Origin of the sequence: Bacteroides sp. HF-162, from assembly GCF_015679285.1 — a bacterium.
GTDB lineage: Bacteria > Bacteroidota > Bacteroidia > Bacteroidales > Bacteroidaceae > Bacteroides > Bacteroides uniformis.
This window is the reverse complement of the sequence record NZ_CP064937.1, coordinates 3998654-4014284: the sequence shown is the minus strand read 5'-3', so window position 1 is coordinate 4014284 and position 15631 is coordinate 3998654. Positions and strand designations below refer to the sequence as shown.

Here is a 15631-nt window from a genome sequence, read left to right as displayed (position 1 = left end):
TGCGTTAATCCGCGTTCCCCAATATTTAGTCTTTCTTGGAAAGAATTGATTAGTTGCCTGCAGCAGCAGCGGCACCTCTTGCAGCACGAGTCAGCTTAACGGCACATACAACAGCTTCTTTGGCATTCAGCAATTCCAATCCTTCGTATTGCAATTCGCCAACTTTAACAGTCTTACCAAGTCCCAAGTGAGTAACGTTGATAGTCAGTCTTTCAGGAATTACGTTATACAAAGCTCTTACTTTCAGTTTACGCATCTGGAGTACCAGCTTACCACCGGCCTTAACACCTTCTGCCAAACCTTCCATCTGTACCGGAACTTCCATAACGATAGGTTTAGCCTCGTCAATTTGATAGAAGTCAACGTGTAGGATGGTATCCTTTACGGGGTGGAATTGGATATCTTTCATGATAGCGTTTACTTTCTTGCCATCAATCACCAAGTCAACTACGTAGATGTGCGGAGTATAAACCAAATTGCGCAGACCTTCTGCAGGTACAGTGAAGTGAACATTTTCACCTGCACCATAAAGTACGCAAGGTACACCGTTGTTTTTACGAATAGCTTTCAAAGCTCTTGCTTGTTCCGAAGAACGTTCTGCAATAGTTCTTGCAGTTCCTTTTACTTCAATTGATTTCATTTCTAAAAAAATTGTGTTACTCTAAATTAAGTAAATTTTTTGCTTAATTCACCATCACACGATGTGGTTTACCACACGATGTTGCAAAAAAGCGGTGCAAAAATACAGCTTCTTTTTGAATTATCAAAAGGTTATAACTTAAAATTCAATGTCTATTTTGATTTCTCCGTCCAGGGGGCAAGCTTTTTCCTCTTGTGGTACTTCTTCTTTGTGTGTTTCGGGAGTTTCAGCCTCGTCGTCAGCGGTATGTCTTGTGTGGAAACCCTGTTGCTCCTGGATGAAGCCGATGGCCTGCTGGAGTCCGTTCATGAACTTTTCAAAATCTTCTTTGTATAGAAAGATTTTGTGCTTTTCGAAACTTACCTGCGAGTCGTCACCCTCGCCCATCACGATTTTCTTGCTTTCCGTAATGGCGAGAAACATTTCGTCTTTTCTATTTTTCTTGACGTCTAAATAGTAGATGCGCTTACCTGCTTTGATGGATTGGGAGAATACAATCTCCTTGTCGTTCATGTCCGCTGCGTTTTTCTTCTTAAAGTCTTCCATATTATAATAGGTCTCAATTTTGATATTATCACCTTAAAACTTGTATCTCGTAGCTTTTAGCTCTTTATCGGGCTCAAAATTGACGATTTTTTTTAAACTGTCAAAAGAAAAAGACCGGATAATCAATATCTGCATTAAAAAATGTGATTTATTTATGTAAACTCATTAAAAATGCCTACTTTTGCGCCTTGTTAAAACACTAGTATTTACTTTAGAATTATGATCAACAGAGTTCTTATTCGTCTTAAGATTATACAGATTGTATATGCTTATTATCAGAATGGCAGTAAAAATTTAGACTCAGCGGAGAAAGAATTATTCTTTAGCCTTTCAAAGGCATACGACCTCTACAACTACCTGCTGATGCTGATGATAGCTTTGACGAACTACGCACAAAAACGTATTGATGCGGCAAAAGCTAAGCTGGCTCCCACTGCCGAGGAGCTGTATCCCAACATGAAATTTGTGGAAAACAAGTTTATAGCCCAGTTGGAAGTGAACAAACAATTGACGGAATTCATCGCCAACCAAAAGCGCACGTGGGCCAATGATGAAGACTTCGTCAAGGGATTGTATGAGAAAATTGTGGAATCAGATATATATAAGGAATATATGGCTTCTTCGGACGATTCTTACGAATACGATCGTGAATTGTGGAGAAAGCTGTATAAGACTTTTGTCTTCAACAACGAAGCCTTGGACAGTGTGCTCGAAGACCAGAGCCTTTACTGGAACGACGACAAGGAGATTGTGGATACTTTCGTGCTGAAAACCATCAAGCGCTTCGAAGAGAAGAATGGTGCCAACCAGGAGCTTTTACCAGAGTTTAAGGATGAGGAAGACCAGGAATTTGCACGCCGTTTGTTTCGCCGTGCCATCTTGAACTGTGACTATTACCGTCATCTCATCAGTGAGAATACGCGTAATTGGGACTTGGACCGTGTAGCCTTTATGGATGTTGTAATCATGCAGTGTGCATTGGCCGAAATATTGAGTTTCCCGAACATTCCGGTGAGTGTTTCGTTAAACGAATATGTCGATATTGCCAAAGTTTACAGCACGGTCAAAAGCGGCAGCTTCGTGAACGGTACATTGGACGGAATAGTTAATCAATTAAAAAAAGAAGGTAAGTTAACGAAAAACTAATACCTTTGTTTAATAATAGAAACCAAAACTGAGTATTTATGAACTTAATGACTGTATTCTTCCTGCAAGCTCCTGTTGCAGGCCCTGCTGGTGGTGGTAGCATGATGTGGATTATGCTGATAGCCATGTTCGTTATTATGTATTTCTTTATGATTCGTCCTCAAAACAAGAAGCAAAAGGAAATCGCAAACTTCCGTAAATCGCTTCAAGTGAATCAGAAAGTAATCACAGCCGGTGGCATCCATGGTGTTATCAAGGAAATCAACGACAATGATGTGGTGCTTGAAATCGCTTCCAACGTTAAGATTCGTATAGACAAGAATTCTATTTTTGCTGCAGCTGCTGATGCGAATAGCAGTCAGGCATCTAAATAATAGAAATGTGAGCCTATGTTTGAACGTAGGAACATACAACGTACATATCTGAAGATATCAAGAGAAGTGAAGGACTTTCTGCTTAGCGATAAAAGCAGAGAGTTCTTCATTTTTTTGTTTTTCTTCTTTGTGGCCGGTGGCTTCTGGCTCTTGCAGACCTTGAACAACGACTATGAGGCGGACTTCTCTATACCGGTGCGGCTGAAGGGAGTACCCAATAATGTGGTGATTACTTCTGAACCTGCTTCAGAACTTCGCATCAAGGTAAAGGATAAGGGAACGGTACTGCTCAACTATATGTTGGGAAAGAGCTTTTACCCTGTTATTCTCGATTATGCCGATTATACGGGTGTGGATAATCAAGTAAGGATATATCCCCCGCAGTTTGAAAAGAAAGTGCTGAACCAGCTGAATGCTTCTACTCGCCTGCTTTCCATGAAGCCGGATACATTGGAGTACATCTATTCGACGGGAGCCTCCAAACTGGTGCCGGTGAAGCTGCGCGGCACGCTGAGTGCTGGACGTGAGTATTATCTTTCGGATACGATATTCAGTCCCGATTCCGTATTGGTGTATGCGCCGCAAGGCGTGCTGGATACGATTACTGTTGCCTATACGCAACCGGTGAAGCTGGAAGATATATCGGATACCTTGAGACAGCAAATCCCCCTGCGTGTTCAGAAAGGTGTGAAGTTTGTGCCTTCTTCCATTGAGATGATGCTTCCAGTGGATATTTATACAGAAAAGACAGTGGAGGTGCCGTTGCGTGGCGTTAACTTTCCTGCCGACAAGGTGCTGCGCGCTTTCCCTTCTAAGGTGCAGGTCACGTTTCAGGTTGGTCTGAGTCATTTCAGGCAGATTAACGCTGATGATTTTCATATTTACGTGTCTTATGAGGAACTGCTTCGTCTGGGTTCCGACAAGTATACGGTAAAGATCAAGAATCTGCCGAAAGGGGTGAGCCAGGTGCGCTTCAATCCGGCACAGGTGGATTTTTTGATAGAGCAAATTTCTCCTGATTATGGCGATTAAGATAGGTATAACCGGTGGTATCGGTAGCGGAAAGAGTATGGTATCCAGACTGTTGGAAGTGCTGGGTGTTCCCGTCTATATCTCGGACTTGGAAACGAAAAAGCTGATGGTATCCGATTCATTTATCCGCGAGGAATTGTCTGCCTTGCTTGGTGCGGAAGTGTATGCCGGTGGTACACTGAACAAGCCTTTGTTGGCGTCTTATCTTTTTGGCAGTCCGGAGCATGCCCAAAAAATCAACGGTATTGTGCATCCTCGTGTAAAGGAGGATTTCAGGCGGTGGACACAATGTCGCGCCGCTTCTTCCATTGTCGGTATAGAATCGGCCATTTTGGTTGAAGCGGGGTTTGCAGGTGAAGTAGATGCTATTGTTATGGTCTATGCGCCCGAAGAGGTGCGTATTTCACGTGCCGTCTGGCGGGATGCTTCCTCGCGCGAATTGATAGAAAAGCGTATCCGTAGCCAGATGGATGACGAAGAAAAGCGTAAATATGCAGATTTTGTCATTGTAAATGATGGCGAAATTCCATTGATTCCGCAAGTTTTAGAGCTAATCGGTTCGCTATCTGAAAAAATGCACTATCTTTAAAAAATAGGCATCTCCTTGACAATAAAAATAAGCAAGCTTATTTTGTATTGTCTTCGGCTTACATTATCTTTGCCTCCCGAAAAAATAACTACTAATCATCAAAACAGAATATATTATGTTGAAGACTATTTTGTCCATTTCCGGTAAACCGGGATTGTATAAGCTTGTTTCTCAGGGAAAAAATATGTTGATTGTAGAGTCGCTTGCAGACAAGAAGCGTTTCCCTGCCTATGGTAATGAGAAGATTACTTCTTTGGGCGATATCGCCATGTATACAGATACGGAAGATGTTCCTTTGAAGGAAGTGCTTCTTTCCATGAAGAAAAAGGAAAACGGCGCTGCCGTAGTGATGGACTTAAAGAAGGCTACTGCCGACGATTTGCGTGCTTACCTGGCAGAGGTATTGCCTACCTTCGATCGCGACCGCGTATATCCGTCCGACATCAAGAAATTGATTGTTTGGTATAATTTGCTGGTGGCAAGCGGTATGACGGATTTTGAAGAAACTCCTGCGGCAGAAACGAAGGAGGAAAGCAAGGCCGAGTAATCGGAGAAGGATTGAAATACAATATAAAAGAGGCGATTCTCAATAGTCGGGAATCGCCTCTTTTATTGGGGGGATACGGATTGCTTTTAATTTCTGAAAACCAGTCCGTCGTCAGTGGTATTGGCATCCACTGTAATAGGCTTGCTGCGGTCTACTTCCTGGGACAGCAACTTCTTCGACAAATCGTTCAGCAAATAGTGCTGTATGGCACGTTTCACCGGACGGGCGCCGAATTCAGGGTCATAACCTGCATTGGCAAGGAAGTCTATGGCGGCATTTGTCAGAACAAGTTCCATACCGTTACCGGAAAGCATCTTCTGCACACTCTTGATTTGGAGCATTACAATCTGTTTGATTTCGGGCTCTGTCAGTGGCAGGAACATGATGGTTTCGTCGATACGGTTCAAGAATTCCGGGCGGATGGTCTTTTTCAGCATATTCATCACTTCCTTCTTGGTTTCCTCTACGATTTGCTCCTTATTGCTACTGTTTAGTTTCTCCATCTGGCTTTGGATATAGCCACTGCCCATGTTGGAGGTCATGATGATAATCGTATTCTTGAAGTTGACCGTACGTCCTTTGTTGTCCGTCAGACGTCCGTCATCCAGCACTTGCAGCAAGATGTTGAATACGTCTGGATGCGCTTTCTCGATTTCGTCGAATAGGACGACAGAATACGGTTTCCGTCTTACGGCTTCTGTCAGTTGTCCGCCTTCATCGTAGCCCACATATCCCGGAGGCGCTCCAACCAGACGGGAAACGCTGTGTTTCTCCTGATACTCGCTCATGTCGATACGGGTCATCATCGTCTCGTCGTCAAAGAGGAACTCCGCTAGCGCCTTTGCCAATTCCGTCTTACCTACACCGGTGGTTCCCAGGAAAAGGAATGAGCCGATAGGACGTTTCGGGTCTTGCAGTCCGGCACGGCTGCGGCGTACGGCATCGGATACGGCCTCGATGGCTTCGTCCTGCCCGATAACCCGCTGGTGCAGTTCCGCTTCCAGATGCAACAGTTTGTCCTTTTCGCTTTGCAGCATCTTGCTTACCGGTATGCCGGTCCAGCGGGATACTACGTCGGCAATGTCTTCAGCGTCCACTTCCTCTTTAATCATGGCCTTGTCGCCCTGCATTTCGTGCAGTTTTTGCTGAGTTTCTTCAATCTCCTGGTTCAGCGCTTGCAGTTTGCCGTAACGGATTTCGGCCACCCGGCCATAGTCGCCTTCCCGTTCCGCCTTGTCGGCCTCGAACTTCAGGTTCTCTATTTCCACCTTATTCTGCTGGATTTTGTTGACAAGGGTCTTTTCACTTTGCCATTTCGCCTTGTACGAGTTTTCCTGCTCCTTCAGCTCGGCAAGTTCTTTGCCGATTTGTTCCAGCTTGGGCTTGTCGTTTTCGCGCTTGATGGCCTCGCGTTCAATCTCCAGCTGCTTTATCTTACGCGAGATTTCGTCCAGTTCTTCCGGAACGGAATCGACTTCCATACGTAGCTTGGCAGCGGCTTCGTCCATCAAGTCGATAGCCTTGTCCGGTAAGAAACGGTCGGTGATGTAGCGGTTGCTCAACTCTACGGCGGCGATGATGGCATCGTCTTTAATCCGTACATGGTGATGGTTCTCATAACGTTCCTTCAGACCACGCAGAATGGAGATGGTGCTCAGCGTGTCCGGTTCGTTCACCATGACAATCTGGAAGCGGCGCTCCAACGCTTTGTCCTTTTCGAAATACTTCTGATATTCATCGAGGGTAGTGGCCCCGATGCTCCTCAGTTCACCGCGTGCCAGGGCGGGTTTCAGGATGTTGGCGGCATCCATGGCGCCTTCGCCCTTGCCTGCACCCACCAGGGTGTGGATTTCATCAATGAAGAGGATGATGTCTCCTTCGGACTTCTTCACTTCGTTGATAACGGCCTTCAGGCGTTCTTCAAATTCGCCTTTGTATTTAGCGCCCGCCACCAGTGCACCCATATCCAGGGAGTAGACTTGTTTGTTCTTCAAGTTCTCGGGGACGTCTCCACGCAAGATACGGTGGGCAAGTCCCTCTACGATAGCTGTTTTACCGGTACCCGGTTCACCGATAAGAATCGGGTTGTTCTTGGTACGCCGGCTCAGAATCTGCAGGACACGCCGTATCTCTTCGTCACGGCCGATGACGGGATCCAGTTTGCCGCTGCGGGCTGCTTCGTTCAGATTGATAGCGTACTTTTCCAATGACTGGTAAGTGTCTTCGCTGGATTGTGAAGTTACTTTTTCTCCTTTTCGCAGTTCGTTGATGGCTTCCCGCAGTTCGCGTTCCGTCATCCCGGCATCTTTCAGAATGGTGGATGCAGTGCTTTTCACATTCAGCAAAGCCAGCAGTACCGGTTCCAGGGAGACGAATTCATCACCCATTTCCTTGGAATATTGGGTGGCCTTCTGGAACACTTCGTTCGTTTCACGGCTCAGGTATGGCTCTCCGCCGGATACCTTGGGCAGAGAATCAATTTGCTTGTCCAGTACAAGTGCTATCTGCTGACCGTTCATGCCCAGTTTCTGGAAGATGAAGTTGGTGACATTTTCACCTACTTTCATCACGCTTTGAAGTACATGCACGGGCTCGATGGCCTGCTGTCCACGGCTTTGTACCAGGTTCACAGCCTCCTGCACTGCTTCTTGCGCTTTAATGGTAAAGTTGTTAAAGTTCATATTTTGTTCTCCTTTCTATTTTATCAGTTTCATAACACTTGGGAAGGCGCAAAAGATTTGCCATTGGCACATTTCGGACAAATTGTCTGCATATAAAATATGTAAAATGACAAATTGTCTGTAAATCAGTCGTTTTGTTTCTTTCTACTTCTTTAGATAAGAAGTTGGAGCAAAGTTCCTTTTCGTATTAAACTCTATTGGTTAAAGAGAAGGGCAAATAAGGATGTCATGCATGAGATGTGCATCTCATGTAGTACGAGGTGTACATCTCATGTAGTACGAGATGCACATCTTATGTAGTGAGGGGCTATATGTTTTAGTAGCTAAGTCTTCGTGTTCCAGCTCCAAGGTTTCCGTGTTGTGGGGGAAGGATATTCTCTTTCCGCTTCGGAGATATAGATTAATTGCTTGGGATGATACAAGTTATTGATAAATTTGTCGTACTTTTACTGCTTCAAAGTTTTGTGCTTTCTGTGTGGTAGGTTTTCGGAGCTCCGCTTGCAGAGGAGCATTATGTATAATTATGTATTAAGATAGGAGATAATGGAGGATAAGATAAAGTTTCCGGCAAATGTGATATTGATAGATGTTGCATTTCTGAATGAAGTGGTATATGGTGCAAAGAACTTTTTGGAAGGTAAGTTGGGAAGGAAGCTACCCGATGTTGACCTGCCGGCATGGTTGAGCTATCTGGCATTGGATGCCGGCTTGAGAGAACAAGAAAATGAGGTAGAAGTGTTGTTGGTGCATACTCCTGCAGCGGACGTGCTGAAGTGTTGTGAACCATCCGATGTGAATAAACTGAATCACCAGGCATGCCGTACGCCACTGGGCGAATTTACATTTTCTTCCGTCACCTCTTCTGGTTTAGTCTCTACCGAAGAGTTGTTTCTTGACCTGATGAACCTGGCGCTTGATTCTGCAGATGTGAAGTGTTTGATGTTGTTGCCTTTCCATCAGGTATATGGTAATGGAGTGGAGGAAAAGCTGGCGGGTTTCTTCAAAGACAAGAATGAAGAAGAACGGGGCAAAGCTGTGTATTTCATTACGGAGGAACCTCTGAGCCCGGTGTATTGCCGCCTGGAGCCGGTGTTTTATTCTTTGGCGCATGCTTTCGGCATCAAGTCTGACGAGTTATAGGATATAAGAAGTATATGAGTGATTTCCGTTTAAAAGTGTTTCAGTCTGTTGCCAAGAACTTGAGTTTTACAAAGGCTTCGCAAGAGTTGTTTGTTAGTCAGCCGGCTATAACCAAGCATATCCAGGAGCTGGAGGCCACTTACCAGACGAGGCTTTTCGACCGGCAGGGAAGTAAAATCAGTCTGACCGAGTCGGGTCGGCTGCTTTTGGAGCATTGCGAACGGATATTGGAGGAGTATAAACGGCTGGAATATGAAATGCACTTGTTACATAACGAATATATTGGAGAACTCAAGTTGGGAGCCAGCACTACCATTGCGCAGTATGTGCTTCCTCCGTTGCTGGGCAGTTTTATCGGCAAGTTTCCGCAGGTCAACTTGTCCTTGCTCAATGGAAATTCCCGGGAAATAGAAGCCGCTTTGCAGGAACACCGCATTGACTTGGGATTGGTGGAAGGGGTTTTCCGCCTTCCCAATCTGAAGTATACTACTTTTCTTGAGGATGAACTGGTAGCGGTAGTCCATTCCAAAAGCCGTTTACAATTGCCCGAAGAGATTACTCCCCAGGATTTGCCCGCTATTCCTTTAGTGCTTCGTGAACGTGGTTCTGGTACGCTGGACGTGATAGAACGCTCACTCCAGAAGCACGGCGTCAAGCTTTCCTCACTCCATGTACTGATGTATCTGGGTAGTACCGAAAGCATCAAGCTCTTTCTTGAAAACTCCGATTGCATGGGAATCGTGTCTATCCGTTCCATCTGCAAGGAACTGGCGGCAGGCACTTTCCGCGTGGTCGAGATAAAGGATATGCCCATGCTTCGCGACTTCTGCTTTGTCCAGTTGCAAGGGCAGGAAGGAGGATTGTCACAAGCCTTTATGAACTATATGTTTATGTCCCGATAACAATAAGTTATAGTCTATAAGTAGAAACGATTGGCGGGTGTACTAAAATAGAACTACCTTTGCACCCGGAAAATTAAGGAATAAACATTAGTAATAATAGTAAAATAAACAGTATGGCTTCAAATCGAGTTTTGGCTAAAAGCATTAATATGCCTTTTCTTCAAAGTAATAATAAATTTATTTATGTATCTCTTCTGGTTGTCCTCTCCTTCTTTCTGCTGCTGGATTATGTGCCCGGTATGCATGCCTATTCGGCATGGGTCACTCCGCCGTTGGCGTTGTTCTTGGGGTTGGCCTTTGCGTTGCTGTGTGGGCAGGCACATCCGAAGTTCAATAAGAAGACTTCAAAGTACCTGTTGCAATACTCTGTTGTAGGGTTAGGATTTGGAATGAATCTGCAGGCTTCTCTGGCTTCGGGCAAGGAGGGAATGGAGTTCACGATTATTTCTGTAGTGGGGACATTGCTCATAGGCTGGCTCATAGGACGTAAGTTCCTGAAAGTGGACCGTGACACTTCCTATCTTATCAGTTCCGGTACGGCTATCTGCGGAGGCAGTGCCATTGCGGCTGTGGGGCCGGTGTTGAAGGCAAAGGATAGCGAGATGTCTGTGGCATTGGGCACCATCTTTATATTGAATGCCATTGCATTGTTTGTTTTTCCGATGATAGGCCACGCTTTGAACATGAGCCAGCATGAGTTCGGCACATGGGCGGCCATTGCCATACATGATACGAGTTCGGTAGTGGGGGCAGGTGCCGCCTATGGGGAAGAGGCATTACAGGTGGCAACGACTATAAAGCTGACACGTGCCTTATGGATTATTCCTTTGGCTTTGGTAACTTCGTTCATCTTTAAGAGCAAGGGACAGAAAATCAGTATTCCCTGGTTCATCTTCTTCTTTGTGCTGGCTATGATTTTCAATACTTATGTGCTGGGTACTACCGAAACGGGTGCCATGATTGGGGAGGGAATCAATTCTTTGGCCCGCAAGACGCTGACTATCACTCTGTTCTTTATCGGTGCCTCTCTGTCACGTGATGTACTGAAGGCAGTAGGTATCAAGCCCTTGATACAAGGCACCTTGTTGTGGATAGTGATTAGTGTGAGCACGTTGGCATATATCTACTTGTTCTGATTGCATAGGTCCGGCAGTTCTTGAAGTATAACTTCCGGTGGAAGAAGTCGGTAGGATTTTTGCAACGTATTTCTTTCCTCATTGGATATATAGACGAATACACATTTCGGGATAACCGGGGTGTGTATTTCTTTTAATATCCTTCCCCATTGACGCCGGACCGGAGCAAGTGGAAGCCAAGTTATGATACCTTTTGCTTCCAGCATTGCTTTTGTTCTCGGTTCGGCGTGCTGACCAGTTAATACAATGTTCCAGAAATGTGGTTCTTTCAGCTGTTTTTTTATATCTTGAGAAGTCATAGTTAGTTCACTTTTTTGATGATAAAGTCGAAAGAGGTGAAGAATTGAGGGTGCTTACCGATAGATATGGGAAGGATAATGGTAATGGAGGAATTCCTTCCTTTTCGAATATCTTTCTTGTTGTATATTTGAGAGTTATTTGCCGTATAAGTTGTCACACCAATCTTTTGGCTTGTTTCTGCCTGGCTTTTTATAATTGCAAAGGGAGTTTCCGCTTCTGCAAGTATGGTGTATTTGACTTCTGAGGTTCTTCCGTCCACAATGAATTGCATATTTTTCCAGTTTATTCGGATATCTTCTGAAGAGTTGTTGCGAATTACAATTTCCCATTGGGAGTCGTTTGGAATAAACTTATAAGTAACCCCATCTTTTGTATACTCTAATTTCCCTTTTTGGTTCTCCAGCCATTTAAAGGATACTTGGCATCCTGCATCAACGTATTGTGCAGATAAAGTGGTTGGAAATAGGAGAAACAGCAAAATGGCCAGCTTATTTTTCTTCTTATATTTCCGGTAGTCATTGTATATCCATAGCATAATAAAAATAATGCCGATAGGGATGGCTATGAGAATACATGTCAGTAAATTCATGATAGCAGATATTATTTGTTTGTTTATATGAATATGTTGCAAAAGTATCATAAAATATTTGATAAAACAAACGAATTATGAATAAAAAGAACGATACATACAGACAAATTGGTATTGGTGTTCCTTATAATATGAATGATTAATTTGTACCTTCATATAAATGGAAAAAAGTAATATATACATCGGAGAGATAATCAAGAACGTGATGCTTGAACAGCAGGTTACCAAGGCGGAACTTGCACGAAGACTGAAAGTTAAGCCTCAAAGTGTAGACTATATGCTTACGAGAAAAAGTATTGATACGGATACGTTGTATAATGTCTCACGTGCCTTGAACTACGATTTTGCTTTGTTGTATTCCATTCATAAGGAACAGATAAATTATGATACGTTAGAGCAGGAATACAGACTCTCCACAGCGAAGGTGTTGGTGGAGCTTGAGCTGAAGCCTGAAGACATTGCAAAATTGAATCTTAAAAAGCGGATTGCTGATGTCTTGAAATAAACGCACTCTTGGGCTGGTGCTATTGGTGTTTTCATTTTTTTTCCATTTTTTTTCCTGGTCGTGTAACAAAATCCTTTCCCCCTACGTCTGAAGGGTATAAACAGGAATCTACTATTGATAAATAGCCCATGGACGCTGAAAGTTTTAAAAAAGAGTTTCTGCCATATCATCGCAAGTTGTACTGCATAGCTTATAGACTATTGGAGAATGCTGCCGATGCTGAAGATTTGGTGCAGGAAGCTTATCTGAAGTTGTGGGACAAGCGGGAAGGACTGGCCATTATCAGTAATCCGGAAGCATTCAGCGTTACTCTGGTGAAAAATATGTGCTTTGATTTGCTTCGTTCGGGAAAGTATACTTTGAGCAGACAGAGTGTGGAGTTGGCCGAAGTGCATAATGTGTCTCAAGCAGATAACTTTGAAGTGAGGGATGAAGCGCAGCAGGTAAGGCACATCATTGCCCATCTGCCGGTGCAACAGCAGAAAATAGTAACGTTGCGTGATGTCAAGGGATGTTCTTATGAAGAGATAGAGCAGGTCACGGGATTGAATGCTACCAATGTCCGTGTACTGTTGTCCCGGGCAAGAAAAAAGATACGTGAGGAATTTAATAAATGGAGTAACTATGAAAGTCGAGGAAATTGAAAGGCTGCTCGCCGAATTTTATGAAGGGAATACCAACGAGCAGGAAGAAGAGTTGTTGAAGGAAGCTTTCAGAACCGAAGAAGTGCCCGAGCACTTGCAGAAGGACAAGAAACTCTTTCTCAGCTTTTTTCCCGGGGAAGTGGTGGATAATGTTCCCGCCGGATTGGAGGATAAACTGAGCCGGATGATTGATGAAAAGGCTGAAGAGGAACAACGTTTTTTCCACCGGAACAAGGCCAAACGTAATTGGCGCTGGATAGGAGGTATTGCTGCCACCATTCTGGTTCTTGTAGGTGTAGGTTATGGCATTACGAACATGGGAGAGGATATGCGTCCTCCTACACCTCAGGACACTTTCTCTGATCCGGAAGCAGCTTATAAGGCATTGCAGGCCACTTTAATCGAGGTGTCTGCGAATCTGAACAAGGGAATTGAGCAGATAGAGGAAACGCGGATAGACGTAACGAAGGTGAACCAGGAAGTAAGAAAAGAAATTCAACAATAATCTGATATGAAAACAATGAAAATTATTTTGGCAGGTGTACTGCTGATGTTGCCTTTGCTTTGCCAGGCACAGAAGAACCTATTCAACAAGTATGGAGATATGAAAGGCGTGTCGTCCGTCTACATATCCAAGGCAATGATAGAAACGAATCCCAACTTGTTTACTAAAGATGTTTATATTGGGAAAGTGTCCGGACAGTTGAACTCTGTGCAGGTACTTTCTACAATGGATAATAATGTAAAGAAAGAAATGCGTAAGGATCTTCGTTCTTTGGTGCAGTCTTCCAGATATGAATTGCTGATGAAGCAGAAAGGGACAGTCTCCAGTTCTGAATTCTACATGAGCCGTAAAGGGGAAAAGGTGAAGGAGCTGATTATGATTGTAGATGGTGCAGCTACTTTGAAATTTGTTTATCTGGAAGGTGATATGACTTTGAAGGATATACAGAATATCATGATGTATCAGAATACCAGCTGGAATGGGAACAATGTGAATATACAGCTTCCGGATATAAACTGGGCGGAGATAGAGAAGCTGAAGAACCGCGATTGGCTTGGAGAATTGAAGCATTCGCAAGAACTGGCATTGAAAGGGCTGGAAAATGTAGCTAAACTGAAAGACAACAAGTATCTGAAAGAACAGATGGATGCCGATACTTGGAAACGTTTTGAAAAAAGCATGGAGGCTTTGGAAGAACGTTTGGAAAAAATGGAATAGGAAGCGGTACCCTTTTAGGGAAACTTGCCAATAGAATGTTTTGTTTTTCTATTGGCAAGTTTTTTTGTTATTTGTCTTTTCTCAATTCTGCAAAGATAAGCCCTTCCAGCTCTTCTGCCAGTTCCGGATTGTCAAGGATGACCTGCTTGGCGGCGTCGCGTCCCTGGGCAATTTTCGTCTCGTTATAGCTGAACCATGAGCCGCTTTTCTTGATGATGCCAAGCTCTGCACCCAAGTCAATGATTTCGCCTGCACGGGAGATGCCTTCACCGAACATGATGTCGAATTCCGCTCTACGGAAAGGAGGAGCTACCTTGTTCTTTACAACTTTCACTTTGGTCTGCTTGCCGATTACTTCATCGCCGTTTTTGATGGCTTGGCTTCCACGGATGTCAAGACGTACGGAGGCATAGAACTTCAGTGCATTACCGCCGGTAGTTGTTTCGGGATTGCCGAACATGACACCGATTTTTTCGCGCAACTGGTTGATGAAGATGCAGGTGGTGCGTGTTTTGCTGACAGCTGCCGTCAGTTTACGCAAGGCTTGTGACATGAGTCGGGCTTGCAGACCCACCTTGTTGTCACCCATATCGCCTTCAATTTCAGCTTTCGGGGTTAAGGCAGCCACAGAGTCCACTACAATGATGTCAATAGCGGAAGAACGGATCAGTTGCTCTGCGATTTCCAGCGCTTGTTCGCCGTTGTCCGGTTGTGATATCAGCAGATTGTCCACATCCACACCCAGTTTTGCCGCATAGAAGCGGTCGAAAGCATGTTCTGCATCAATGAATGCGGCAATGCCTCCTGCCTTTTGCGCTTCAGCAATGGCATGAATGGCGAGGGTTGTCTTACCGGAGGATTCCGGGCCGTAAATCTCGATGATACGTCCGCGGGGATATCCTCCCACGCCAAGAGCTACATTGAGGCCGATGGACCCTGTGGGAATAACTTCTACTTGTTCGACACTTTCGTCACCCATTTTCATGATAGAACCTTTGCCAAAGCTCTTTTCTATCTTGTCCATGGCAGCCTGCAAGGCTTTCAGCTTTTCACCTGATGCCAGATTGTTGCCATTTTCAAAATTCAGTTCGTCTTTTTTTGCCACGTTGTTAATGTTTAATGATTATAAAATTTGTGCCGCATGGTCTTTGGTCTTCACTTCTTTCGGAGTGATGATACGCTCTACAATACCTTCTTCATTAATGATGAAAGTTGTGCGGAACGTTCCCATATATTTGCGGCCATACATGCTTTTTTCGCCCCATACTCCGAATTGTTCTACCAGCTTCTTGTCGGTGTCTGCAATCAGGGTAAAAGGCAGATTGTTTTTCTCAATAAATTTCTGGTGTGACTTTTCGCTGTCCACACTGACGCCGATGACTTCATAACCGGCTTTGCGCAGGTCGGCATAATTATCCCGCAGGTTGCAGGCTTGTGCCGTGCAGCCGGATGTCATGTCTTTGGGATAGAAGTAGAGTACAATCTTCTTTCCCTTATAGTCGCTCAAGCGGATTTCTTCACCTTTTTCGTTGATGCCCAATACTTCGGGTGCTTTATCTCCTATATTCACTTTGTTAATGTTTAATGATTAGTGATTAATGGATAATGATTAGTGATTAATGTTTAATGATTAATGAT

The 15631-nt window shown here is 44.3% G+C and carries 19 protein-coding genes; 12 read left to right on the top strand and 7 right to left on the bottom strand.

Annotation, left to right across the window (positions count from 1 at the left end; all coding sequences use genetic code 11):
- Nucleotides 1-49: 49 nt before the first annotated feature.
- Together ITJ87_RS17085 and ITJ87_RS17080 are read right to left on the bottom strand one after the other, a co-directional pair.
- The gene (locus ITJ87_RS17085) at nucleotides 50-640 is read right to left on the bottom strand and encodes a 50S ribosomal protein L25/general stress protein Ctc (RefSeq protein ID WP_117601644.1); all 591 of its coding nucleotides are present in this window, start codon (nucleotides 638-640) and stop codon (nucleotides 50-52) included.
- Between the two features lie 138 nt (nucleotides 641-778).
- Nucleotides 779-1186, bottom strand: coding sequence for a PUR family DNA/RNA-binding protein (locus ITJ87_RS17080; protein ID WP_117601643.1), 408 nt, complete (start codon nucleotides 1184-1186; stop codon nucleotides 779-781).
- Nucleotides 1187-1405: 219 nt separating this feature from the next.
- On the opposite strand from ITJ87_RS17080, the gene nusB reads away from it, so the two are divergent.
- From nusB to ITJ87_RS17055, 5 genes are all read left to right on the top strand, one after another.
- The gene (gene nusB / locus ITJ87_RS17075; protein ID WP_117601642.1) at nucleotides 1406-2332 is read left to right on the top strand and encodes a transcription antitermination factor NusB; all 927 of its coding nucleotides are present in this window, start codon (nucleotides 1406-1408) and stop codon (nucleotides 2330-2332) included.
- Nucleotides 2333-2370: 38 nt separating this feature from the next.
- On the top strand, nucleotides 2371-2706 hold the full coding sequence (yajC, locus tag ITJ87_RS17070; protein ID WP_009038121.1) for a preprotein translocase subunit YajC: 336 nt from the start codon (nucleotides 2371-2373) through the stop codon (nucleotides 2704-2706).
- Nucleotides 2707-2721: 15 nt separating this feature from the next.
- Nucleotides 2722-3738 (top strand): YbbR-like domain-containing protein, encoded by a 1017-nt coding sequence (locus ITJ87_RS17065; protein WP_117601641.1) that lies wholly within the window; start codon nucleotides 2722-2724, stop codon nucleotides 3736-3738.
- Entirely contained in the window at nucleotides 3728-4327 is a 600-nt protein-coding gene (gene coaE, locus ITJ87_RS17060; protein ID WP_117964225.1) for a dephospho-CoA kinase, read from the top strand. The genes ITJ87_RS17065 and coaE overlap by 11 nt, the downstream gene beginning before the upstream one ends.
- Before the next feature lie 115 nt (nucleotides 4328-4442).
- Entirely contained in the window at nucleotides 4443-4874 is a 432-nt protein-coding gene (locus tag ITJ87_RS17055; RefSeq protein ID WP_005831788.1) for a DUF5606 domain-containing protein, read from the top strand.
- Nucleotides 4875-4960: 86 nt separating this feature from the next.
- On the opposite strand, the gene clpB is transcribed toward ITJ87_RS17055, so the two are convergent.
- Nucleotides 4961-7555 carry an ATP-dependent chaperone ClpB gene (gene clpB / locus ITJ87_RS17050; RefSeq protein WP_117964226.1) on the bottom strand — a complete coding sequence of 865 codons (2595 nt, stop codon included), beginning with the start codon at nucleotides 7553-7555 and terminating at the stop codon, nucleotides 4961-4963.
- Nucleotides 7556-8098: 543 nt separating this feature from the next.
- Between clpB and ITJ87_RS17045 the strand changes: the two genes are divergently transcribed.
- From ITJ87_RS17045 to ITJ87_RS17035, 3 genes are all read left to right on the top strand, one after another.
- A complete protein-coding gene (locus ITJ87_RS17045) occupies nucleotides 8099-8695 on the top strand; it encodes a DUF6621 family protein (protein WP_005831783.1) in 597 nt (198 codons plus the stop codon).
- A 14-nt stretch (nucleotides 8696-8709) separates the two neighbouring features.
- Nucleotides 8710-9597 carry a LysR family transcriptional regulator gene (locus ITJ87_RS17040; RefSeq protein ID WP_009038125.1) on the top strand — a complete coding sequence of 296 codons (888 nt, stop codon included), beginning with the start codon at nucleotides 8710-8712 and terminating at the stop codon, nucleotides 9595-9597.
- A 113-nt stretch (nucleotides 9598-9710) separates the two neighbouring features.
- Nucleotides 9711-10733, top strand: a complete 1023-nt coding sequence (locus ITJ87_RS17035) for a YeiH family protein (RefSeq protein ID WP_117964227.1) — start codon at nucleotides 9711-9713, stop codon at nucleotides 10731-10733.
- Here ITJ87_RS17035 and ITJ87_RS17030 read toward each other — a convergent pair.
- Nucleotides 10721-11032, bottom strand: a complete 312-nt coding sequence (locus ITJ87_RS17030) for a transcription termination/antitermination NusG family protein (protein WP_117601637.1) — start codon at nucleotides 11030-11032, stop codon at nucleotides 10721-10723. The genes ITJ87_RS17035 and ITJ87_RS17030 overlap by 13 nt on opposite strands.
- 2 nt (nucleotides 11033-11034) lie before the next feature.
- Nucleotides 11035-11622 (bottom strand): hypothetical protein, encoded by a 588-nt coding sequence (locus ITJ87_RS17025; RefSeq protein ID WP_117964228.1) that lies wholly within the window; start codon nucleotides 11620-11622, stop codon nucleotides 11035-11037.
- Nucleotides 11623-11782: 160 nt separating this feature from the next.
- Between ITJ87_RS17025 and ITJ87_RS17020 the strand changes: the two genes are divergently transcribed.
- The 4 genes from ITJ87_RS17020 (at nucleotide 11783) to ITJ87_RS17005 (ending at nucleotide 13993) form a co-directional block, all read left to right on the top strand.
- On the top strand, nucleotides 11783-12127 hold the full coding sequence (locus ITJ87_RS17020; RefSeq protein WP_005831772.1) for a helix-turn-helix domain-containing protein: 345 nt from the start codon (nucleotides 11783-11785) through the stop codon (nucleotides 12125-12127).
- 128 nt (nucleotides 12128-12255) lie between these two features.
- On the top strand, nucleotides 12256-12771 hold the full coding sequence (locus ITJ87_RS17015; protein ID WP_117964229.1) for an RNA polymerase sigma factor: 516 nt from the start codon (nucleotides 12256-12258) through the stop codon (nucleotides 12769-12771).
- Nucleotides 12752-13276: a hypothetical protein gene (locus ITJ87_RS17010; protein ID WP_005832693.1), complete on the top strand. Its 525-nt coding sequence runs from the start codon at nucleotides 12752-12754 to the stop codon at nucleotides 13274-13276. The genes ITJ87_RS17015 and ITJ87_RS17010 overlap by 20 nt, the downstream gene beginning before the upstream one ends.
- Before the next feature lie 6 nt (nucleotides 13277-13282).
- Nucleotides 13283-13993 carry a DUF4252 domain-containing protein gene (locus ITJ87_RS17005; protein ID WP_117964231.1) on the top strand — a complete coding sequence of 237 codons (711 nt, stop codon included), beginning with the start codon at nucleotides 13283-13285 and terminating at the stop codon, nucleotides 13991-13993.
- 67 nt (nucleotides 13994-14060) lie between these two features.
- On the opposite strand, the gene recA is transcribed toward ITJ87_RS17005, so the two are convergent.
- Together recA and bcp are read right to left on the bottom strand one after the other, a co-directional pair.
- Complete coding sequence (gene recA / locus ITJ87_RS17000; protein ID WP_117601636.1) at nucleotides 14061-15098, bottom strand: recombinase RecA; 1038 nt, start codon at nucleotides 15096-15098, stop codon at nucleotides 14061-14063.
- 18 nt (nucleotides 15099-15116) lie between these two features.
- Nucleotides 15117-15563, bottom strand: a complete 447-nt coding sequence (bcp, locus tag ITJ87_RS16995) for a thioredoxin-dependent thiol peroxidase (protein ID WP_057258658.1) — start codon at nucleotides 15561-15563, stop codon at nucleotides 15117-15119.
- Nucleotides 15564-15631: the final 68 nt, after the last annotated feature.